Annotated in this window: 20 protein-coding genes; 14 read left to right on the forward strand and 6 right to left on the reverse strand. The window is 64.4% G+C overall.

Features of this window, described 5'->3' with window-relative positions:
- Window positions 1-466: 466 nt before the first annotated feature.
- From AC0L2C_RS06300 to AC0L2C_RS06320, 5 genes are all read left to right on the forward strand, one after another.
- Window positions 467-1,735: a DUF4153 domain-containing protein gene (locus AC0L2C_RS06300; RefSeq protein ID WP_473522990.1), complete on the forward strand. Its 1,269-nt coding sequence runs from the start codon at window positions 467-469 to the stop codon at window positions 1,733-1,735.
- On the forward strand, window positions 1,732-2,022 hold the full coding sequence (locus tag AC0L2C_RS06305; RefSeq protein ID WP_473522991.1) for a hypothetical protein: 291 nt from the start codon (window positions 1,732-1,734) through the stop codon (window positions 2,020-2,022). The genes AC0L2C_RS06300 and AC0L2C_RS06305 overlap by 4 nt, the downstream gene beginning before the upstream one ends.
- Before the next feature lie 3 nt (window positions 2,023-2,025).
- On the forward strand, window positions 2,026-2,721 hold the full coding sequence (locus tag AC0L2C_RS06310; RefSeq protein ID WP_128170058.1) for a response regulator transcription factor: 696 nt from the start codon (window positions 2,026-2,028) through the stop codon (window positions 2,719-2,721).
- A 59-nt stretch (window positions 2,722-2,780) separates the two neighbouring features.
- On the forward strand, window positions 2,781-4,277 hold the full coding sequence (locus AC0L2C_RS06315) for an ATP-binding protein (protein ID WP_287225293.1): 1,497 nt from the start codon (window positions 2,781-2,783) through the stop codon (window positions 4,275-4,277).
- 66 nt (window positions 4,278-4,343) lie between these two features.
- Window positions 4,344-5,510: an NAD(P)/FAD-dependent oxidoreductase gene (locus AC0L2C_RS06320; protein ID WP_128170059.1), complete on the forward strand. Its 1,167-nt coding sequence runs from the start codon at window positions 4,344-4,346 to the stop codon at window positions 5,508-5,510.
- Window positions 5,511-5,552: 42 nt separating this feature from the next.
- On the opposite strand, the gene AC0L2C_RS06325 is transcribed toward AC0L2C_RS06320, so the two are convergent.
- Window positions 5,553-5,978: a GNAT family N-acetyltransferase gene (locus tag AC0L2C_RS06325; RefSeq protein WP_023803775.1), complete on the reverse strand. Its 426-nt coding sequence runs from the start codon at window positions 5,976-5,978 to the stop codon at window positions 5,553-5,555.
- Between the two features lie 152 nt (window positions 5,979-6,130).
- Here AC0L2C_RS06325 and leuD point away from each other — a divergent pair, with 152 nt between their 5' ends.
- Together leuD and AC0L2C_RS06335 are read left to right on the forward strand one after the other, a co-directional pair.
- Window positions 6,131-6,736 (forward strand): 3-isopropylmalate dehydratase small subunit, encoded by a 606-nt coding sequence (leuD, locus tag AC0L2C_RS06330; protein ID WP_023803774.1) that lies wholly within the window; start codon window positions 6,131-6,133, stop codon window positions 6,734-6,736.
- 61 nt (window positions 6,737-6,797) lie between these two features.
- Entirely contained in the window at window positions 6,798-7,727 is a 930-nt protein-coding gene (locus AC0L2C_RS06335; RefSeq protein ID WP_023803773.1) for a hypothetical protein, read from the forward strand.
- A gap of 123 nt (window positions 7,728-7,850) precedes the next feature.
- Here AC0L2C_RS06335 and AC0L2C_RS06340 read toward each other — a convergent pair whose 3' ends face one another.
- Window positions 7,851-8,645: a lytic murein transglycosylase gene (locus AC0L2C_RS06340; protein ID WP_023803772.1), complete on the reverse strand. Its 795-nt coding sequence runs from the start codon at window positions 8,643-8,645 to the stop codon at window positions 7,851-7,853.
- Window positions 8,646-8,912: 267 nt separating this feature from the next.
- Here AC0L2C_RS06340 and AC0L2C_RS06345 point away from each other — a divergent pair, with 267 nt between their 5' ends.
- From AC0L2C_RS06345 to rpsP, 7 genes are all read left to right on the forward strand, one after another.
- Window positions 8,913-10,160: a flavin monoamine oxidase family protein gene (locus AC0L2C_RS06345; protein ID WP_128170062.1), complete on the forward strand. Its 1,248-nt coding sequence runs from the start codon at window positions 8,913-8,915 to the stop codon at window positions 10,158-10,160.
- Window positions 10,161-10,260: 100 nt separating this feature from the next.
- Window positions 10,261-11,355, forward strand: coding sequence for a zinc-binding metallopeptidase family protein (locus tag AC0L2C_RS06350; RefSeq protein ID WP_023803770.1), 1,095 nt, complete (start codon window positions 10,261-10,263; stop codon window positions 11,353-11,355).
- A gap of 63 nt (window positions 11,356-11,418) precedes the next feature.
- The gene (locus AC0L2C_RS06355) at window positions 11,419-12,018 is read left to right on the forward strand and encodes a DUF1236 domain-containing protein (protein WP_023803769.1); all 600 of its coding nucleotides are present in this window, start codon (window positions 11,419-11,421) and stop codon (window positions 12,016-12,018) included.
- A 251-nt stretch (window positions 12,019-12,269) separates the two neighbouring features.
- Window positions 12,270-13,232 (forward strand): lysostaphin resistance A-like protein, encoded by a 963-nt coding sequence (locus AC0L2C_RS06360; RefSeq protein WP_473522992.1) that lies wholly within the window; start codon window positions 12,270-12,272, stop codon window positions 13,230-13,232.
- 324 nt (window positions 13,233-13,556) lie between these two features.
- Window positions 13,557-15,185, forward strand: coding sequence for a signal recognition particle protein (gene ffh / locus AC0L2C_RS06365; RefSeq protein WP_023803767.1), 1,629 nt, complete (start codon window positions 13,557-13,559; stop codon window positions 15,183-15,185).
- A gap of 7 nt (window positions 15,186-15,192) precedes the next feature.
- Window positions 15,193-15,519, forward strand: coding sequence for a chorismate mutase (locus AC0L2C_RS06370; RefSeq protein ID WP_023803766.1), 327 nt, complete (start codon window positions 15,193-15,195; stop codon window positions 15,517-15,519).
- 44 nt (window positions 15,520-15,563) lie between these two features.
- On the forward strand, window positions 15,564-15,965 hold the full coding sequence (gene rpsP, locus AC0L2C_RS06375; protein ID WP_027153676.1) for a 30S ribosomal protein S16: 402 nt from the start codon (window positions 15,564-15,566) through the stop codon (window positions 15,963-15,965).
- A 76-nt stretch (window positions 15,966-16,041) separates the two neighbouring features.
- Here the strand turns inward: rpsP and AC0L2C_RS06380 are convergent, their stop codons facing one another.
- The 4 genes from AC0L2C_RS06380 to AC0L2C_RS06395 all read right to left on the reverse strand — a co-directional run bounded on the left by AC0L2C_RS06380 (window position 16,042) and on the right by AC0L2C_RS06395 (window position 19,251).
- The gene (locus AC0L2C_RS06380) at window positions 16,042-16,305 is read right to left on the reverse strand and encodes a YMGG-like glycine zipper-containing protein (RefSeq protein WP_128170064.1); all 264 of its coding nucleotides are present in this window, start codon (window positions 16,303-16,305) and stop codon (window positions 16,042-16,044) included.
- A gap of 152 nt (window positions 16,306-16,457) precedes the next feature.
- Window positions 16,458-16,868 carry a DoxX family protein gene (locus AC0L2C_RS06385; protein ID WP_023803763.1) on the reverse strand — a complete coding sequence of 137 codons (411 nt, stop codon included), beginning with the start codon at window positions 16,866-16,868 and terminating at the stop codon, window positions 16,458-16,460.
- 124 nt (window positions 16,869-16,992) lie between these two features.
- Entirely contained in the window at window positions 16,993-17,898 is a 906-nt protein-coding gene (locus AC0L2C_RS06390) for a bestrophin family protein (protein WP_023803762.1), read from the reverse strand.
- 318 nt (window positions 17,899-18,216) lie between these two features.
- Window positions 18,217-19,251, reverse strand: a complete 1,035-nt coding sequence (locus AC0L2C_RS06395; protein ID WP_091592145.1) for an aspartate-semialdehyde dehydrogenase — start codon at window positions 19,249-19,251, stop codon at window positions 18,217-18,219.
- Window positions 19,252-19,503: the final 252 nt, after the last annotated feature.

A 19,503-nucleotide genomic window follows, 5' to 3' on the forward strand; every position in this document is an offset into this window, starting at 1 on the left:
GTTGGCGCCGCCCCTCATCGCCCTGCCGGGCACTTCTCCCCGTATAGGGACGGGGAGAAGGGGCTGGCGCAGCCTCGACGCCATTCTTGCAACGCAGGTGATTGGCGAAACCGGCGATGAGAGCACCCCTCTCCCCGTCACTATACGGGGAGAGGATGCCGGCAGGCAGGTGAGGGCAGCGCAAGCGCCCGGAAAGGGGTGACGGGGCGGATTCAAAGCTGAAGTGATTCCTGACCCTGCACAAAAACTGCACAACATTGCGGAAAATCTCCTCGGACCCGCCTCGCTGCCTGCATTTCGGCCGGCGAAAAGGGCGCATGCAAGAGCGCGAAAAGCCCCGTTGGTCCCTGCCCCTCCGCGATGACGGTTGCTGGCTCATCGATCCGCCGCGTTCGGCGACTCTCTTTCCCTTCATCCGCAAATCTCCGCCCCCCGGCCGGATCAAAGCCGCTGAGAAAACCCGATCATGACATCGCTGCTTACCGCCGCGCCGGGCACTTGCGCGCGCTTCGGCGTTGCCGTCCTGCTTGCCGCGCTGGCCGATTTCTTCTTCTATGGACAGCCGGTCGGCATCACGCTCTTCCTGTTCGGCATGACGCTGGCCGCCGCGGCCGCGGCGCTCCAGCCGTCGATGCTCGGCGCCGGCCGGGCCTGGTTCAAACCCGTTGCCCTGCTTGTCGGGCTACTGCCGTTCCTTGAAAATGTCAGCGCGCTGTCCGTCGCGATCGGGCTTGCGGCGCTGGCCGTCTTTACGCTTTCGCTGGTCGGGCGGCTGCGGCGCGGATTTGCCCGCATTGCCGGCCAGGTCGCGCTGTTCCTGCTCGCAGCGCCGTTTCGGTTCGTCCACGATTTCGTCCGCTGGCGCAAGGCGGCGCGGCGGCTTGGCCGGCGGCGCATCGGCTTCGCGGCGATCGCCGTCTGGATCATGCCGCTGACCCTGGGCGCAGTGTTTCTGGCGCTGTTCGGCGCCGCCAATCCGGTTATCGAATACTGGCTGTCGCTGATCGATCTCCACGCACTGCTCGACCTCATCCAGCTGCCGCGGCTGGCCTTCTGGCTGGTCGTGCTTGCCGGCGTCTGGGCTTTTTTGCGCCCGCGCCTGCCGCGCTTCTTGCGCCGCATTGCGCGTCGGGTGACACCTGTCCCTGTCAGCGCGGTGACGACGACGACAAAACCCGCCAGGGCGATCGAGGACATCATCTTCGGCAAGGCCGCCATCCTTCGCGCGCTGGTCATCTTCAACATCCTGTTCGCGATGCAGACCGCGCTCGACGCCACCTATCTGTGGGGCGGCATCGCCCTGCCCGACGGGCTGACCTACGCCGCCTATGCGCACCGCGGCGCCTATCCGCTGATCGTCACGGCGCTGCTCGCCGCCGGTTTCGTGCTGGCGGCGCTCAGGCCGGGAAGTGCCACTTCCAGCGATCCGTTCATCCGCCGGCTGGTCTATGTCTGGGTGGCGCAGAACATCGTGCTGGTCATCTCGTCGATCCTGCGGCTTGAACTCTATGTCGGCATCTATGCGCTGACCTACTGGCGCGTCGCCGCCTTCGTCTGGATGGGGCTGGTGGCGGCGGGCCTTGCCCTGATCATCGCCCGCATCGCGCTCGGAAAATCCAATGAATGGCTGCTTTCCGCCAATCTTCTGACGCTATCGGCGACGCTTTATGCCTGCTCGTTAATCAATTTTGCCGCCCTGATCGCCAACTACATGTCGAGCACTCATTCGAAATGACGGGCCACGGAACCGAGCTCGATTTCTGGTACCTGCGTTCGCTCGGTCCCAGCGCCCGGCCGGCACTCGATCGCTTCCTCGAGCAGCAGGCCAGGACGAAGGCGGCCAGCTTTTCCCCCTACCGCGAACTCGCCCGTTTGCTGGGACAGGACGAGGCCCGCTACCGCGCGGCCCAGGAAAACTGGCGCGCCTGGAGCTTTCGCGACTGGCGGCTCCTTCGCACTCTCGACACGTCTATCCCGTTCGTGGTTCCTCAGGGCTCCGAACCCTTCGTGCCGGGCCGCTGATCGATGCCGCATCACATCCTGATCGCCGACGATGATCCGCACATCCGCGAGATCATCTGTTTCGCGCTTGAAAAGGCCGGCATGAAAACGGTTGCGGTAGCCGACGGCGCCGCCGCCTTGCAGGCGATCGAGCGCCGCGCGCCCGACCTTGTCGTGCTCGACATCGGCATGCCGGAGATGGACGGGCTGGAGGTCTGCCGGCGGCTGCGGCACACATCCGATGTGCCGGTGCTGTTCCTGTCCGCGCGTGATGAAGAAATCGATCGCATCCTGGGGCTCGAAATGGGTGGCGACGACTATGTCACCAAGCCGTTCAGCCCGCGCGAGCTGGTCGCCCGCGTCAACGTCATCCTGCGGCGCGCCCGCCCGGCAAAAGCCGAACAGGCCGACGACAGGCAATTCTCGCATGGCAGACTGGCTTTGCTGCCGGCCAGCCACGCCGCCAGCTTCGACGGCAGGCCGCTGGTGCTGACCTCGATCGAATTCGCCATCCTGAAGGGGTTTCTGGCGCGCCCGGCGCATGTGCTTGGGCGCGACATGGTGATGGCCAATGCCTATGCCGGCAACATCCATGTCGCCGACCGCACCGTCGACAGCCATATCCGCAACATCCGCGCCAAGCTGGCGGCGGCCGGCTGCACAGATGCGATCGAGACCGTGCATGGCGTCGGCTTCCGGCTCGGCCGGTGCGGCGCGTGACCGCGCATAAATGGCGGCCGCGCCTCGCCACCATCGTTGTCGCCATCCTGATCATGGTGATGGCGCTGCCGCTGGTCGGCCTGTTCTTCTTCAGGCTCTACGAGAACCAGCTGATCCGCCAGGCCGAGGCCGAGCTGATCGCGCAGGGCGCCGCCCTTGCCGCCATCCATGCGCAAGAGGTCCGCGACGCCGGCATCCCGGCTGAAAAGCTCGGCGCGGCCGTGCCTGCCGACAGCGACAATCCGGACTCTCCCTACCGGCCGATCGAGCCAAGCCTCGATCTTGCGTCCGACAGGGTTCTGGCGACACGGCCTGCGGCGACGGTCGCCACCGTCGATCCCGCCTTCACGGCGATCGGCGCGCGGCTGTCGGGTATTCTTGCCGAGACGCAGAAAACCACGCTTGCCGGCTTTCGGCTGCTCGACCCAAAAGGCGTCGTCATCGCCGGACGCGAGGAGATCGGCCTGTCGCTCGGCGCCGTCGGCGAGGTTCGCGCAGCACTTGCCGGCCGCTATGCCAGCGCGCTCCGGCAGAGGGTTCCGAACCAGCCTTCACCTTCGCTCTATTCGGTCAGCCGCGGCACGAGAGTCCGCGTCTTCGTCGCCATGCCGGTCGCCGTCGACGGCAAGGTCGCCGGCGTCGTCTATCTGTCGCGGACGCCGAACAACATCGTCAAGCATCTTTATGGCGAGCGCGGCAAGGTGGTGCTGGCGGCGATCGCCATCCTCGGCGGCACGCTGCTCATCGGCCTGATCTTCCTGCGCACCGTCAGCCGGCCGATCTACGCGCTGATGGAGCGGACAAAGCGGATCGCCGCCGGTGATCGAGCAGCGATCAGGCCGCTCGACCATCATGGCACGCGCGAGATGGCAGCGCTGTCCGACGCTTTCCTCGAGATGGCCGAAAAGCTGCATGCGCGCTCCGACAGCATCCAGACCTTCGCCACCCATGTCTCGCACGAGCTCAAATCGCCGCTGACGGCGATCCAGGGGGCGGCCGAACTGCTGCGCGATTCAGGTAGCGCAATGGACGAGGCCGAGCGGCGGCGGTTTTCAGACAATATCGTCACCGACGCCGGGCGGCTCAATCTGCTGGTGCGTCGTCTGCTCGACCTGGCGCGCGCCGAAAATCTTGCGCCCAGCGGCGAAAGCACGTCGCTCAGTGCGGCCCTGGCGCTGTTGCCGACCGGGGACAGGCTGGCGCTTCGTATTGAGGCGGGCGGCGAGACCGGCCTGCGCATCTCGGCCGAGAACGCAGCGATCGTGCTCGCCAATCTCATCGACAATTCGGCAAGGCATGGCGCGACGCTGGTTTCGATCACGGCGGCGAGCGCAGGCGGCAAGGCGACGATCCAGGTGAGCGACGACGGCGCCGGCATTTCGCCGAGCAACCGCGCGCGTATTTTCGAGCCATTCTTCACCACACGCCGCGATTGCGGCGGCACCGGCATGGGCCTCGGCATCGTTCTGGCCCTGCTGAAAGCGCATGATGGCACGATCCGCCTGGTTGACTCCGAGCGCGGCACGCGCTTCGAGATCATCTTGCCGGCTGTATGAATTGCAGCATGATCGTTTCAGAAAACCGGCTTCGGGATCATGCTTCAGAACTGGAGAAGCGAAAAAGTGCGCTACGACGTCGTCATCATCGGCGGAGCCATCGTCGGCTCCTCGATCGCCTATTATTTGCGCGCGGAAGGGTTTTCGGGCTCGATCGCGCTGGTCGAGCGCGACCCGCAGTTTGCCCATGCGGCAACGACGCTGTCCTGCGCTTCGATCCGCCAGCAGTTTTCGATTCCGCAAAACATCCGGCTGTCGCAGTTCACGCTGAAACTGTTCCGGCGGCTGACGGAAGAGTTCGGGGCCGACGCCGATATCGGTTTTCGCGAAGGCGGCTACCTCATCCTTGCCGGCGAGAACGGGTTGCCGATCCTTGAGGCCAACCACCAGACGCAGTTGGCCGAGGGCGCCGACATCGTGCTTGAGGATGCGGAGGCGCTCGTCCGCCGGTTTGCATGGCTGTCGGCCGAGGGCATCACCGCCGGCGCCTATGGCCGCAGCGGCGAGGGCTGGTTCGACGCGCATGCCATGCTGATGCTGTTCCGCAAGGCGCTGCGCGACAAAAAGATCGATTTCATCACCGCCGACGTGACCGGCATCGAACGGCAGGGCGACCGTGTCACCGGCGTCAGCCTCGACAATGGCGAAAGGCTCGACGCCGGCATCGTCGTCAACGCCGCCGGGCCGAATGCCGGAAAAGTCTCGGCAATGGCCGGACTGGTGCTGCCGGTGGAACCGCGCAAGCGCAATGTCTTCATCTTCGAGGCGCGCGAGAAATATGACGACATGCCGCTGCTGGTCGATCCCTCAGGCATCTATGTCCGGCCAGAAGGCTCGATCTACATCACCGGCGGCGCCGAACCGGAAGACGGCGACGGCCCCGCCGATCCCAGCGATTTCGAGCCCGACTGGCCGCTGTTCGAAGAGGTAATCTGGCCAGTGCTGGCGACCCGCATTCCGGCCTTCGAGGCGATCAAGGCGACGCGCGCCTGGGCCGGCCATTACGATTACAACACGCTCGACCAAAACGCGGTGATCGGCCCGCATCCGCAGGTGCAGAATTTTCTCTTCGCCAATGGTTTTTCCGGCCACGGCCTGCAGCAGGCGCCGGCGGTCGGCAAGGCGCTGGCCGAGCTGATCGTGCATGGCGGCTACCGCACGGTGGACTGCTCGGCGTTTGGGTACAGCCGTGTCGCTGAGGGGCGGGCTTTCAGGGAGTTGAATGTGATCTGACGCTGGCGGGCATCAAAGGGTTCCGCACCGCAAGGCCAGCCGTCAGCGCTCGCGGCCAAACCAGAACGCGTCCGCCATCCGCGTCATGCCGATCCGTTCGTAGAAGCCGACGGCGTCGGGCACGGAGATCAGTGACATGGCGACGGATGGCCCGAGCTGCCGCCGCGCTTCGTCGAGCAGGCCCTTGCCGATGCCGAGCCCTTGCGCCGATTTGCAGACGGCGAGCTCGGAAATATAGCACACCCACGAGAAGTCGGTGATGCCTCGGGCGAGGCCAATCAGCGGCTTGCCAGGCGCATCGAGGCGCGCCGTCAACACCAGATCTGCATTGGCAAGCATCGCCTTCAGACGGACGTCGTCATCGATGGGCCGAGTGACGCCGAGGCCGGATTCCACCAGCACGCGGCGGAACTCGGCTGCGTCGAGGTTCGGTTCGGTGGCGTAGAGTACTTTGGGACGTGTTGTCATGCCGGCCAAGGTGCACCATAGGGCGGCAACTTTGAAGCGGTCCGTGCTCTAGGACCAAAGCTTGCGAAAACAGCCGCCTTTTATTTGCCTGCAGCTTTGTGTAAACCGGGCGCCAATACATCCCCGCAGCGAAAAGAAGACGGGCAAGACCTATGGAAAAATTCACCAAGCTCACCGGCGTTGCCGCGCCGATGCCGATCGTCAATGTCGACACCGACATGATCATTCCCAAGGATTATCTCAAGACGATCAAGCGCACCGGGCTCGGCAGCGGACTGTTTGCCGAAATGCGCTACACGGACGACGGCTCGGAAAACCCCGACTTCGTGCTCAACAAGCCGGCCTACCGCAAGGCGCAGATCTTGGTCGCCGGCGACAATTTCGGCTGCGGCTCGTCGCGCGAGCATGCGCCGTGGGCGCTGCTCGACTTCGGCATACGCTGCGTCATCTCGACCTCGTTCGCCGACATTTTCTACAACAACTGCTTCAAGAACGGCATCCTGCCGATCACCGTCAGCCCGGAGGATCTGGACAAGCTGATGGACGACGCCTCGCGCGGGTCCAACGCAACGCTGTCGATCGACCTCGAAGCCAAGGAAATCCGCGGACCGGACGGCGGCGTGGTCAAGTTCGACCTCGACGACTTCAAGCGGCACTGCCTCTTGAACGGGCTCGACGATATCGGCTTGACCATGGAGAAGGCCGACGCCATCGCCTCGTTCGAGAAGAAGAACGCCGAGCTGCGGCCCTGGGCCTGAACGGTACGATGACCCCGGCCGCGACAGGCCGGGCTCGTGGCGGCTGAACGGAGGGACAGGCATGACACGTTCGCTGCTTGCCGGCGCCTGGGCGCTGGCGTGGACTCTGATGCCGGTGGCTGGCGCGCATGCACAGACCGACACGGTGCTCGTGCCGGCTGACGATGCGTCCGGCGGGGCCGCCGACCTGGGCGCGTCGAGCAATGCGGCCCTGGCCGAGGATGACGGCCAAGCACCGGTCCCGTTCGAGAATGGGCAGCTGACCATCACCCAGCAGGAAGACTATGGCGAGAAGGTGCTGGCCTATGACGGCAAGCAGCTGGCGCGCAATTACGATGTCTTCTTCGACAGGATTGTCGAGGTCGGCGGCGTCACGGTGGCGCTGGTCGATGTCGGCGACGGCGGCAATCAATGCGGTCCGGCCAAGGTGATCGTGTGGAAGCCGGAAGGCGGCACGATCCAAACGACCACCGTCGAGCAGGACGAATGCGGCGCCCCGCCTGCCGCGCTATCCGACGGCGCCATCTATTTCGTGCCCAATCTCTTGCCGGGCGAATCGAAGCCGGCGCTGCAATGGTCGCCGACCGGCGGGTTGTCGACCTCGGGCAACCTCGCCTACATGCCGGAGCCGGGTACAGGCTGGAAAGATGTCGACCCGGCGAAATACGACAGCATCGTCGATGCCTTCCATAACGAGGCCGTCTACAGGCAAGCCGCGTCGCTGCTCGGCAAGGAGATGCCCGACATGGCGACCAGCCTGCTGGTCGGCGGCGGCACCGAGAAAACCACCTCGGGCGTCTTCCACGCCAGCGGCTGCATCCCGCATGATTGCGGCGGCGACGACGGCTTCATGGCGATCGATCCGGCCAACCACAAGCTCTATTTCGCCCGCCGCGGCGACAAGCCCGAGCCGGATGCGTGGCCGGCGGTGAACACGTGGCCGGCCGAGGTTAGGGAAGCGATGGACAAGGCGCTCGGTTCGCCGAACTAGCTTCTCTGCTTCATGCCTTCGTTCCCGAGGCGGGGCCGAGCGGCGGCAGTCGTAACCTCAGACCATCGACAGACAAAAAAAGCCCGGCGCATGGCCGGGCTTTCCGTCGAATAGAGACTTGTATCACTCGCCGTCGATCGCCGTGGCGATGCGGGCGATGGCCTGTTGATAGTTGCTCGCGTCATTCCAGCCGGCAATTGCACCGAGATTCGCCTGTGCGCTGGCACCCGCCTGCCAACCATGAGCCTTGAGGAAGTTGGCGGTGGAAGCCAACGCAGTGGCCTTGTCGCGCAGATTTCCGCTGCCGACCCCGTATTTCAAGACATTTCCGGGCAGGAACTGCGTATGGCCAATCTCGCCATGCATGGCGCCGACCGACGAGGCGCTCAACGCGCCGCGATCAACCAGTTTCAGGGCTGCAACAGCATGCGGGTAGAAGAACTCCGGGCGGCGGCAATCATAGGCGAGCGTTACAATGGCAGAGACCGTATTCTGCTTGCCCAAGAAGGAACCGAAGCCGGTCTCCATCCCCCAGATGGCGAGCAACACACCCGGCGTCACGCCGTAGGTCCGTTCGATCTTGTCGAACAGCGCCGCGTTCGACTTCTTCAGTGAACGGCCCTTGGAAATGATCGTGGACGCGCCACGGCGCTTCATGAAAGCATCCACCGAGCCACCGAAAGCCTTGTGGATAGCGCGGTCGGCGGCGATCGTCCTTTTTGCGTAGGTCGCACTAGCCAGAGCGGCCAGACCCTTCGAGCCTACACCGCTGGCCCTTGCTTCCTGCGCGAACTCCGCCTTCCACGCTTCGAAGCCCGCGCCCGTTTTGCCGCATTGGGCGGCCTGTGCCGCTGTTGCCGCCGCAAGCATCATCGATGCCGCCGCCGCTAAAATCTTTGCCTTGGCAAAAAATGCCATGTTGCTCTCCTGGTTGCCTGGATCTTGTCCCAAATACGAATTTGCCAGCGAAACGCCCGCTTGTCACCGTTGGAGCGATTTGCGCCCACTTGGACGCAGTACGCTCCAGCACTTTACAATCTGCGCATCGTGCTTTCCGAGAATCGGAACCGACTTTCGGGGCCGATGCGCTAAGAACTCGTTTACGCATCCTCGCCGCAGCGCTGGCGAATGCCGGACAACTTGCTTACGATCAAGTAATTATTGTGGCGGGGGGCTAGAATATTCATGGAAGACGTTGACGTCGTTGTCATCGGCGCCGGCTCGGCGGGACTTTCCGCCGCCAAGACCCTGCGTGCGGCCGGCCTTTCCTTCAAGCTGGTCGAAGCGATGAACCGTATCGGCGGCCGCGCCTGGACCAGCGACCAGCATTTCGGCGTTCCTTTCGACATCGGCTGCGCCTGGCTGCACGCGGCCAACCGCAATCCCTACTTTCCCGAGGCGCAAGCTGCCCGCTGGACGCTTCATCATCACGACATGAATATCGACCATCTCTATTATCGCAACCGAAAGGCGAGCGAGGACGAAGAGGCCGCAATGAAGGCGGCCGATATCAGGCTGTTCGAGCTGCTGGCGGCGCATGAGGTCAAGGTTGGTGACGACGACCGTCTTTCGGCATTGCTCGCCAGGGGCAATGCGCCGCGCGCCGCCGCCACCTTCGCCGGGCCGATGGACTTCGGCGCCGACGAGGACGAGATATCGATCCGCGACTTTCAGGCTGCCGCCGATCTCGATCCGAACTACTTCACCAAGGAGGGGTTCGGCGCGCTGGTCGCCCGTTTCGGCGCCGACGTGCCGGTCGAGCTGTCGACGCCGGTGCGGAAAATCCTCTGGGACGTGCCCGGCGTCGCCTGCGTCACCGATCGCGGCATCATCCGCGCCAAAGCGGTCATCGTCACCGCCTCGCCGGCGGTGCTCGCCTTCGAGGAGATCGAATTCGCGCCGGCGCTGCCAGACAGGCATTTCGCTGCCTTCTTCGACCTGCCGATGGGCATGCTGACCAAGCTGCCGGTTGAGATCAGGGGCACAAGGCTCGGGCTGGCGCCGTTCGACGACCTGCTGATCGAGCGGCTGGCCAGGCACGACATCTACTTCCTTTGCTTTCCCTTCGACCTCGACCTGATGGTCGGCTTCGTTGGCGGCGATTTCGCCTGGGAGATGTCGGCGGCGGGCGAGGCGGCAGGCGTCGACTTCGTCGTCGACCGGCTGTGCGCCATCTTCGGCGGCGACGTCAGAAAACATGTCGGGCGCGCCATGATGACCAATTGGGGCTGCGAGCGGTTCGTGCGCGGCGCCTATGCGGCGGCCCGACCCGGCCGTTCGCAGGCGCGCGCCACGCTGATGCAGCCGGTGGCGGAAAAAATCTTCTTCGCCGGCGAGCATCTGGCCGGTCCGCTGATGCAGACCTGCGGCGGCGCCAGGCTATCGGGCGAGGCGGTGGCGAGAACGGTCGCCGCCCAGCTTGCGGCAAAATAGCAACAGCAGGAACGCCGGCCGTCGACAGGCGTTTGGGCGATATGCCGCTGCGCACTATATCCGGGCCACATAATTTGAGACCTGGTGATTCGAGATTGGGATGAAGCTCTTCGATTGCCCGCATTGCGGCCACCGCCTCTATTTCGAGAACGCCCAGTGCCTGAACTGCGCCAGCTCCGTGCTCTACGATCCCGGGCATGCGCGCTTCGTGCTGTCTGGCGCCGGCGGCGTTTTCCAGTGCACCAATGCCGACGAGTGCGCCTGCAACTGGATGGCGGAACCTGGCCATGCCTTCTGCGGCGCCTGCGCGCTGAACCAGCTGATCCCGGACCTTTCGGTCGATGGCAACCGCCGTCGCTGGATCCGCGTCGAAGCGGCAAAGAAGCGGGCCATCTATTCGCTGCTCGCCGCCGGACTGCCGGTCGCGCCCAAGCGGAACGCCGGCGACGAGGCCGGCCTCGCCTTCGACTTCCTTGCCGATCCGATCGGCGGTCCGGGTGGCGCGCGCATCCTGACCGGCCATGACAACGGCCTGATCACACTCAATGTCGCCGAGGCGGATTCGGCCGAGCGCGAAAGACGGCGCGTCGAGATGGGCGAGAACTATCGCACTTTGCTCGGCCATTTCCGCCATGAACTCGGCCACTATTACTGGGACCGCCTGATCCGCGACGACCCGCAACGGCTTGCCGCCTTCCGCACATTGTTCGGCGACGAGCGCGCCGATTACGAGCAGGCGCTGAAGGCCTACCATGCCAATGGCGCGCCGCCCGACTGGCAGCAGGACCACATTTCCGCCTATGCCACGTCCCATCCCTGGGAGGACTGGGCCGAGACATGGGCACACCATCTGCACATCACCGATACGCTGGAGATGGTGCATGCGCTGAATTTCCCGCTCGGCCGGCTGGAAACCATGGAGGCCAACGACCTATCGCGGGGCGACACCGGCGGCGAGCTCCAGCCGGCGCCGTCGGAACCTGCCGCCGTTCCCGAACCGTTCGAAAAGATCCTGGCCCGCTGGCTGGTGCTGTCGGAAGCGTCCAACTCGATCAACCGCTGCATGGGCCTGCCGGACCTCTATCCCTTCGTCATCTCGGAGCTGACGGCACAGAAGCTGGCCTTCGTCCATGAACTCCTGACCGGAGTCGTGAAAGAAACCGGAACAAAACGTGAGCCGGCCGAGGCGTTTTAGCCGGAACGCATGAGGTCTTGTTTCGTTTTCGTTCGCGAGGGACCATCAACACGGAGCGAAACCATGAAGCGCATACTGTTTCCTGCTGTCGCCGGAGCGCTTGTCGCCATGTCCGGCACAGCCTTGGCCGATACCGCCGTTTCGGCGGTCGCCGATCTCAACATTCGCGCCGGCCCAGGGCCGCAATACCCGGTGATCGGCGTGCTCGCCGCCGGCCAGTCGGCAACGCTCGATGGCTGCATCCAAAACAGCAAATGGTGCACCATAGCCGAGGCCAATGGCCAAGGCTGGATCTATTCCGACTATGTGACGGCCGATTTCGGCGGCAACGAGGTCGTCCTGACCCGGCGCCCGGCCGATGCAGACATTACCATCGTCGAAGCCCCCGCCGATGTCGACGATCCCGACATCTATACCGGAGCGATCGTCGCTGGCGAGCCGATCGAGCCGATCAGGCGGCCGCCGGCCGAAGTCCGCACCTACATCGAGACCAACCGGGTCGACCCGGTTTATCTCGAGGGCGAGGTGGTTACCGGCGCGACCTTGCCCGATACCGTCGAGTTGCGCGAGATTCCGGACTATGACTACCGCTATGTCTATGTGAACGGTCAGCCGGCACTGGTCGACCCCGGCACCCGACGCATCATGTACGTCGAGCGCTGACGGTGCCGAACAGGGCAATCGCCTCAGACGATTGACGGAATCCATGCTCGTTGGAGACCACTAATTGTCGAGATTGGCGCCGCCCCTCATCGTCCTGCCCGTCCTCCGCAGCAGCTGCGGAGGGTGGACCCGGCACTTCTCCCCGTATCGTGACGGGGAGAAGTGACCTTGCAATGCTGGCGGCTAGCGATTGCGCGGCACGACCCGATCGAATAGATCATGCGACCCGAAGCACCAGCCTGTGAGCCCGCGTGATAGACCCTGCCGCCTTCGACCGCTATCGGCATACTCCCAACGCCAAGACGACCCTGCCGCGGCTCCTGCTCGGAACGGCGATCGTCGTCCTGTTCTGGGTCGCGACGACCGTCGCCATGCTGTTCGGCGGCGCCTATTTCTTCGTCGTCTGGCAAGCATCGTCCGGCGCCCCGATGGAAGGAGGGGCGGTGCAGAATTTCATGGCCTCGCCCACCGGGATCCTCGCCGCGCTCGCCTCCTTTGCCGGAATCTGGCTCGGCCTGTGGGCTGCCATGCGCTGGGTCCATCGCGAGCCGCTGATGGCGCTGATCGGCACCAGCCGCCGCGTTTCGCCCTCGGCATTTTTTAGGGGATTGGCCGCGGTGCTGGTCACATCGCTGCTCTCCGAAATCCTGCTCTATCTCTTGCAGCCCGACATTGCGCGCGGTGCGATCGCCCTGTCGTCCTGGCTGCTGTTCCTGATCCCGATCGCCGCGCTGACCCTGCTGCAGACGTCGTCCGAAGAGGTGCTGTTTCGCGGCTATCTCCTCAGGGGCCTGGCCAACCGGTTTCAAAACCCCTTCATCTGGGCGCTGCTGCCAGGACTTCTGTTCACTGCGATGCATTGGAACCCAGGCTCGACGACCGCCATCAACGCCTGCGTGCTGGCCTCGATCGCCGCTTTTGCGCTGCTCCTGACGCTTGTGGTCTATGCCACGGGCAATCTCGGCGCGGCCTTCGGCGCCCACCTCGGCAACAATCTGACCGGCTTCCTGCTGATTTCGCACCAGCAAAGCTACAATTCCTTCGCCCTGTTCAACGCCAAGCCGCTCGAAGGCCCCGGCTGGACGACGCTTGATGCCGTCCTCATCGCGGCGATCGGCATCGTCTGCAGCCTGTTGACCGTTCTGCTGCTGCTGCACCCGCGCTCGCCGCTGAAGGTCGAGCCGGATTTTTCGCACCCCGGCGGCCCAAGCTGATGCGCATCACGCTGGTGGTGCTGCCATAAACCAAACCGGCCCGGTTCAGCGTATTCGGCCCCGCACCTTGACTCCGCGGCCGATTTCCTGTCTACAGCCCGCGAATTCCGCGACGAGTATCCCTCCGAGCAAGCCGACCGGGACGCCGAAGCCTGTTTGAGGCGACGTGCTGTAAATCGATCCTGGAGGCCAACATCCGGCAGCGCTGTGCGCCCCCGGGTGCTTTTTGGCTTTGGGCTTTTGCCTGGACAGCTTGGGTTGGATACTGGGCGCGAACGCATTACCTCTCGGGCATCATCCGGGTGTCAGGGAAAAGGAAGAAGAATGTTTGAATCGCTACAGGAACGTCTTGGTTCGATCCTGAACGGCCTCACCGGCCGCGGCGCCCTGTCCGAGGCCGATGTCTCGGCGGCGCTGCGCGAGGTGCGCCGTGCGCTGCTTGAGGCCGACGTTGCGCTGGAAGTGGTGCGTTCCTTCACCGACAAGGTGCGCGAGAAGGCCGTCGGCGCCGCCGTGCTGAAGTCGATCAAGCCCGGGCAGATGGTCGTCAAGATCGTCCATGACGAGCTGGTCGGGATGCTGGGCGCCGAGGGCGTCGCCATCGACCTCAATGCACCGGCTCCAGTCGTCATCATGATGGTCGGCCTGCAGGGTTCCGGCAAGACCACGACATCGGCCAAGATCGCCAAGCGCCTCACCGAGCGTCAGAACAAGAAGGTCCTGATGGCCTCGCTCGACACGCGGCGTCCCGCCGCGCAGGAGCAGCTCCGTCAGCTCGGCGAGCAGGTCAAGGTCGCCACGCTGCCGATCGTCGAGGGCCAGACGCCGGTCGACATCGCCCGCCGCGCCGTGCAGGCGGCAAAGCTCGGCGGCCATGACGTCGTCATCCTCGACACCGCCGGCCGCACCCATATAGACGAGCCGCTGATGGTCGAGATGGCCGACATCAAGAAGGTCTCGTCGCCGCACGAAATCCTTTTGGTCGCCGATTCGCTGACGGGCCAAGATGCCGTCAATCTGGCAAAAAGCTTCGATGAGCGCGTCGGCATCACCGGCCTGGTGCTGACCCGTATGGATGGCGACGGCCGTGGTGGTGCGGCACTTTCCATGCGCGCCGTCACCGGCAAGCCTATCAAGCTGATCGGCACCGGCGAGAAAATGGACGGGCTGGAGGAATTCCATCCCAAGCGCATCGCCGACCGCATTCTCGGCATGGGCGACATCATCAGCCTCGTCGAAAAGGCTGCCGAAAACATCGACGCCGAGCAGGCGGCGGCGATGGCCAAGAAGATGCAGTCGGGCAAGTTCGACCTGAACGATCTTGCCGGCCAGCTTCAGCAGATGTCGAAGATGGGCGGCATGGGCGGCATCATGGGCATGATGCCGGGCATGGGCAAGATGAAGGACCAGATGGCTGCCGCCGGTCTCGACGACAAGATGTTCGGCCGCCAGCTCGCCATCATCTCGTCGATGACCAAGGCCGAGCGCGCCAACCCCGATATTCTGAAGCACTCGCGCAAGAAGCGCATCGCCGCAGGCTCCGGCACCGATGCGGCCGAGATCAACAAGCTCCTGAAGATGCACCGCGGCATGGCCGACATGATGAAAGCGATGGGCGGCAAGGGCAAAGGCGGTGGCCTGATGCGTGGCATGATGGGCGGTCTGGCCCAGAAGATGGGACTCGGCGGCATGATGCCAGGGGGCATGGGTGGCCCGGGCGGCATGATGGGCGGCGGCATGCCGGACCTGTCCAAGATGGACCCCAAGCAGCTCGAAGCCTTGCAGAAGCAAGCACAGGCAGCCGGTCTCGGCGGCATGAAGGGTCTTCCCGGTGGCCTCCCAGGTGGCGGTGGTCTGCCTGGGCTGCCCGGCGGCATGAAGCTTCCTGGTTTGCCAGGATCCGGCGGCGGTCTGCCAATGCTCGGCAAGAACGCCCCTGGCAAGAAGAAGTGAGGGCGCGATGAACGAAGAGAAGGACATGGCCGACGCACGCGCGGCGCTGGTCGACTACCGCGCCTCGATCGACAACATCGACGCAGCGCTCATCCACATGCTGGCCGAGCGTTTCCGCTGCACCAAGGCGGTCGGCGAGCTGAAGGCATCGCATGGCCTGCCGCCGGCCGATCCGGCGCGCGAGCAGCAGCAGATCGCCCGCCTTCGCCAACTGGCGAAGGACGCCCATCTCGACCCGGATTTCGCGGAGAAATTCCTGAACTTCGTCGTCCGCGAAGTGATCCGCCATCACGAGCATATCGCCGCATCCAACGGCGGAACGAAAACCGGCTGAGGACCAGCCGTAAACCCGAAAATCAGCGTTTTAGGAGAAAAGAAATGCCATTGAAAATCCGACTGGCCCGTGCGGGCTCGAAAAAGCGTCCCTATTACCACGTCGTCGTCGCCGACGCCCGTTCGCCGCGCGACGGCCGTTTCATCGAGTCGCTCGGCTCGTGGAACCCGCTGCTGCCCAAGGACGGCGAGCGGGTCAAGGTCGACGCCGACCGCGTCAAGCATTGGCTCTCGCACGGCGCCCAGCCGACCGACCGCGTGCTGCGCTTCCTCGACGAGGCCGGCATCGCCAAGCGCGAGGCCCGCTCCAATCCCAAGAAGGCCGAACCCGGCAAGAAGGCGCAGGAACGCGCCGCACTTCTGAAGAAGGCGCAGGACGATGCAGCCGCCGCGGTTGCCGCCGCGGCAGCCGCGCCGGCCGAGGCGGAAGCCGCGACCGCCGAATAATCCGCTTTTTATCGCTTACGGAACGGCGGGCGCTTTGCCCGCCGTTTCATTTCGTCGGAGCTATGACGCGGCCCGATCAATAGCCTGCCGGGCAGCGGGCGATGTAGACGCGTCCATAGCGATCGCGATAGCGGCACCGGCCGGGTTCGGTCGCACGACCGATCAGTGCGCCGGCGACGGCGCCGACAGCACCACCAACAACAGCTCCCTCCACCGGGTCATTTGCAACGGCAGCGCCGACAGCAGCGCCTCCCAAGCCACCGACCGCGGCGCCCTGTTCTGTCCGGGAACAGGCTGCGAGCGTGGTTGCCAATATGATCAGGACCACCAATTTCTTCATCGTCGCTCCTCCCAAATGGGGTTTTCCGTCCTCGCCCCACATCGTCTAACTCGCAACCGGGCGATTTGATCCAAGGACAAGGAAGAAGGGTGGCGGCAGACAGCCGCCTCTCTGGCGGCGCGACCGCCATCGAAAGGCTTTTGACGCCGCCGCTACCGGCTGAACGGGATCAGCGAGCGCACCCCGGGATTGCGCAGGAAAAGGCCGCCCCACAGAATGAGGCCGAGATAGACGCCGAACAATGTGTGCGAGAACAGCGGGCTGCCAAGACGCGCGTGGGTCGCGATGGCGCCGCCGAGATAGGCGGTGAGCAGGACGGCGCCGAGCACCGAGGTGCGCGGCACCGCATAGAGCGCGGTCGAGACCAGCCCGACGATGCCGAGCATGCGCGAGACATCGGGATCGGCCGGCCAGCCGAGTTGCACCATGGTCTGGGTGACGATATCGAGCGGCGGCAGCTTGATGACGCCGTCGAAGGTCATGAACAGCACGATGAGGGCGCTGAGCCCGCGGCCGGTCCACAGCGCGCTCGGCGTGACGGATGCTGTTTGAGACATGGTCATTGGTCCTCCGGTTGTTTCGAGCCCTCTTGGCGAGGGTCGAACCAAGGACGCGGCGTGAGGCGGCGATCCGACACGCTTATGATTTTTCCAGCGCACGGTGCTTCGGTGAGCGCGGGAACAAACCCTAGGAAAAATAGTATTTTTTGGCGGGGATCATTTTTGGCGGCGCTTCGCCGAGCGCCTCGAACACCGAGATTTCACAGACGCGGCACAGACCGTCGAGGGCGAGATCGTTGGCCTCGGTGCCGAACGGGTCCTCGAGTTCCTCCGAAAGCGCGTCGAGGCCGAAAAAGGTGTAAGCGATCAGCGCCGTGAACAGCGGCGTCGCCCAACCGGCAGTCGAGGCCAGCCCAAACGGAAGCAGCAGGCAGAAGATATAGGCGGTGCGCTGCAACAGCAGCGTGTAAGCAAACGGAAGCGGTGTTCCCATGATGCGCTCGCAGCCGGCCTGCGCTGCGGCGATTTGCGACAGGCGCTCGTCGAGAATGCGGTAGCCCATGACATCGATTGCGCCGGCCCTGTACAACGCGGCGGCTCGCTCGCCCATCCGCCGCAGCATGGCGTCCGGCGGGTTGGCCAGCTTGGCAGCACTTTCGGCCGCTTCATCGATGAACGCGCGTGCTTCGGTCGTGGCATCGACCCGCCGAAGCAGGCCGCGCAGGAAGTGACAGAAGGCGATCGCCTCCATCAGCAGCCCGCGCAGTTCGACCCGATCCTCGATCAACCCGGTGCTGGCGCGCGCCAGATTGCGAATGTCGAACACAAGCTGGCCCCACAGCTTGCGCGCCTCCCACCAGCGGTCATAGGCGGCATTGTTACGGAAGCCGAGATAGATCGACAGCGCCACACCGAGCAAGGCGAGCGGCGCGGGCCCGGCATTGCCGAGGTCAAGCTGCAGGGCCCTGACCGCCAGCACCACCAGTGCGCCATAAATGCCGAAGCCGAAGATCTGCGGCAGGATGCGCGGCACCACCGAGCCGCGCATGATGAAGAACAGATGCAAAAATCCCGGGCGCGGGCGAACGATCATCGAAACCCCTTTCACGGACCGGCAATGATCCTGGTCGGTTCCATTGTGCGACGCAATACACGCACAAGCCCAGCCGCCAGCGACATGGCGATGTCGTCTTGCCGGTTTGAGGGCAGAGCAGGGCCAGGTGATGCCGGCCCGACGCGACCTAACTGAGGCGCCGGTGCCGCCCCTCATCCGCCTGCCGGCACCTTCTCCCCGCGAACGGGGAGAAGGGGCTAACGGCCGAAGGCCGAGCCCGCGACTGCGGGCCGCCGGTTGTCCGGCGCCCCCGCGGAGGGCCCGCCGCGCAGCGGCGATACGGCCCGTGAGCGAAAACTACGCCGCCTTCTTCTTCGGTTGGATCAGCCCGCGCTCGATCAGCAATTCGGCGATCTGCACCGCGTTGAGTGCCGCGCCCTTGCGCAGATTGTCGGAGACGATCCACATCGACAGGCCGTTGTCGACGGTCGAATCCTCGCGGATGCGCGAGATGAAGGTCGCGTCCTCGCCGGCCGAGTCCAGCGGCGTGATGTAGCCGCCGTCCTCGCGCTTGTCGAGAACCTGGCAGCCCGGCGCTTCGCGCAGGATCTCACGCGCTTCCTCGGCGGTGATCGGCTTTTCGAACTCGATGTTGACTGCTTCCGAATGGCCGATGAACACCGGCACGCGCACGCAGGTCGCCGTCAGCTTGATTTTGGGGTCGAGCATTTTCTTGGTCTCGGCGACCATCTTCCATTCTTCCTTGGTGAAGCCGTCGTCGAGGAAGACGTCGATGTGCGGGATGACGTTGAAGGCGATGCGCTTGGTGAACTTCTTGACGTCGACCTGATCGGCGACGAACACCGCGCGGGTCTGCGTGAACAGTTCGTCCATGCCTTCCTTGCCGGCGCCGGACACCGATTGATAGGTGGCGACGACGACACGCTTGATGGTGGCGAGGTCATGCAGCGGCTTCAGCGCCACGACCAGTTGCGCCGTCGAGCAGTTCGGGTTGGCGATGATGTTCTTGCGCGTGAACAGCGAAATCGCGTCCGGGTTCACTTCCGGCACGATCAGCGGCACGTCCTGGTCATAGCGGAAGGCCGACGAATTATCGATGACGACGCAGCCCTGCTTGCCGATCTTCGGCGACCATTCCTTCGAAACGTTGCCGCCGGCCGACATGATGCAGATGTCGGTATCGGAAAAATCATATTGGTCGAGCGCCCTGACCTTCAGCGTGCGATCCCCGAACGACACTTCCGTGCCCTGGCTGCGCCGCGAGGCCAGCGCCACCACCTCGCTCACCGGAAAGCCGCGCTCTTCCAGTATGTTGAGCATTTCCCGACCCACATTGCCCGTGGCGCCGACGATTGCAACCTTGAAACTCATCGAAATCTCCTGTCCTCTCCGCTCGGTTTTTTGGAGAAAACCCGCCGGCCGATGCGGGTTTCAACCCCCGGGCCGGACCCGGGAGAGGGTGGTTAGGCCAAGGGAATCAGACCGTTTTAGTGGTCGCTTTACCGGTTTTTTTGGCCAAGAACGTGGTTTTGCTGGAACGAGCAGACGCGCCGAAACACCCGGCCCAATGGTTCGCATTGCGGCCCGGGACGTCGAAGGCAAGAAGCGCCATCAAAAGGCCGC

It is taken from the genome of Mesorhizobium sp. WSM4845, assembly GCF_055811455.1.

Excerpts from the sequence above, each read along its gene's own strand:
- AC0L2C_RS06300 (WP_473522990.1), top strand. The coding sequence starts at position 467 with ATGACATCGCTGCTTACCGCCGCGCCGGGCACTTGCGCGCGCTTCGGC.
- AC0L2C_RS06305 (WP_473522991.1), top strand. The coding sequence starts at position 1,732 with ATGACGGGCCACGGAACCGAGCTCGATTTCTGGTACCTGCGTTCGCTC.
- AC0L2C_RS06310 (WP_128170058.1), top strand. The coding sequence starts at position 2,026 with ATGCCGCATCACATCCTGATCGCCGACGATGATCCGCACATCCGCGAG.
- AC0L2C_RS06315 (WP_287225293.1), top strand. The coding sequence starts at position 2,781 with ATGGCGCTGCCGCTGGTCGGCCTGTTCTTCTTCAGGCTCTACGAGAAC.
- AC0L2C_RS06325 (WP_023803775.1), bottom strand. The coding sequence starts at position 5,978 with ATGACAACACGTCCCAAAGTACTCTACGCCACCGAACCGAACCTCGAC.
- leuD (WP_023803774.1), top strand. The coding sequence starts at position 6,131 with ATGGAAAAATTCACCAAGCTCACCGGCGTTGCCGCGCCGATGCCGATC.
- AC0L2C_RS06335 (WP_023803773.1), top strand. The coding sequence starts at position 6,798 with ATGACACGTTCGCTGCTTGCCGGCGCCTGGGCGCTGGCGTGGACTCTG.
- AC0L2C_RS06340 (WP_023803772.1), bottom strand. The coding sequence starts at position 8,645 with ATGGCATTTTTTGCCAAGGCAAAGATTTTAGCGGCGGCGGCATCGATG.
- AC0L2C_RS06345 (WP_128170062.1), top strand. The coding sequence starts at position 8,913 with ATGGAAGACGTTGACGTCGTTGTCATCGGCGCCGGCTCGGCGGGACTT.
- AC0L2C_RS06350 (WP_023803770.1), top strand. The coding sequence starts at position 10,261 with ATGAAGCTCTTCGATTGCCCGCATTGCGGCCACCGCCTCTATTTCGAG.
- AC0L2C_RS06355 (WP_023803769.1), top strand. The coding sequence starts at position 11,419 with ATGAAGCGCATACTGTTTCCTGCTGTCGCCGGAGCGCTTGTCGCCATG.
- ffh (WP_023803767.1), top strand. The coding sequence starts at position 13,557 with ATGTTTGAATCGCTACAGGAACGTCTTGGTTCGATCCTGAACGGCCTC.
- AC0L2C_RS06370 (WP_023803766.1), top strand. The coding sequence starts at position 15,193 with ATGAACGAAGAGAAGGACATGGCCGACGCACGCGCGGCGCTGGTCGAC.
- rpsP (WP_027153676.1), top strand. The coding sequence starts at position 15,564 with ATGCCATTGAAAATCCGACTGGCCCGTGCGGGCTCGAAAAAGCGTCCC.
- AC0L2C_RS06380 (WP_128170064.1), bottom strand. The coding sequence starts at position 16,305 with ATGAAGAAATTGGTGGTCCTGATCATATTGGCAACCACGCTCGCAGCC.
- AC0L2C_RS06385 (WP_023803763.1), bottom strand. The coding sequence starts at position 16,868 with ATGACCATGTCTCAAACAGCATCCGTCACGCCGAGCGCGCTGTGGACC.
- AC0L2C_RS06390 (WP_023803762.1), bottom strand. The coding sequence starts at position 17,898 with ATGATCGTTCGCCCGCGCCCGGGATTTTTGCATCTGTTCTTCATCATG.
- AC0L2C_RS06395 (WP_091592145.1), bottom strand. The coding sequence starts at position 19,251 with ATGAGTTTCAAGGTTGCAATCGTCGGCGCCACGGGCAATGTGGGTCGG.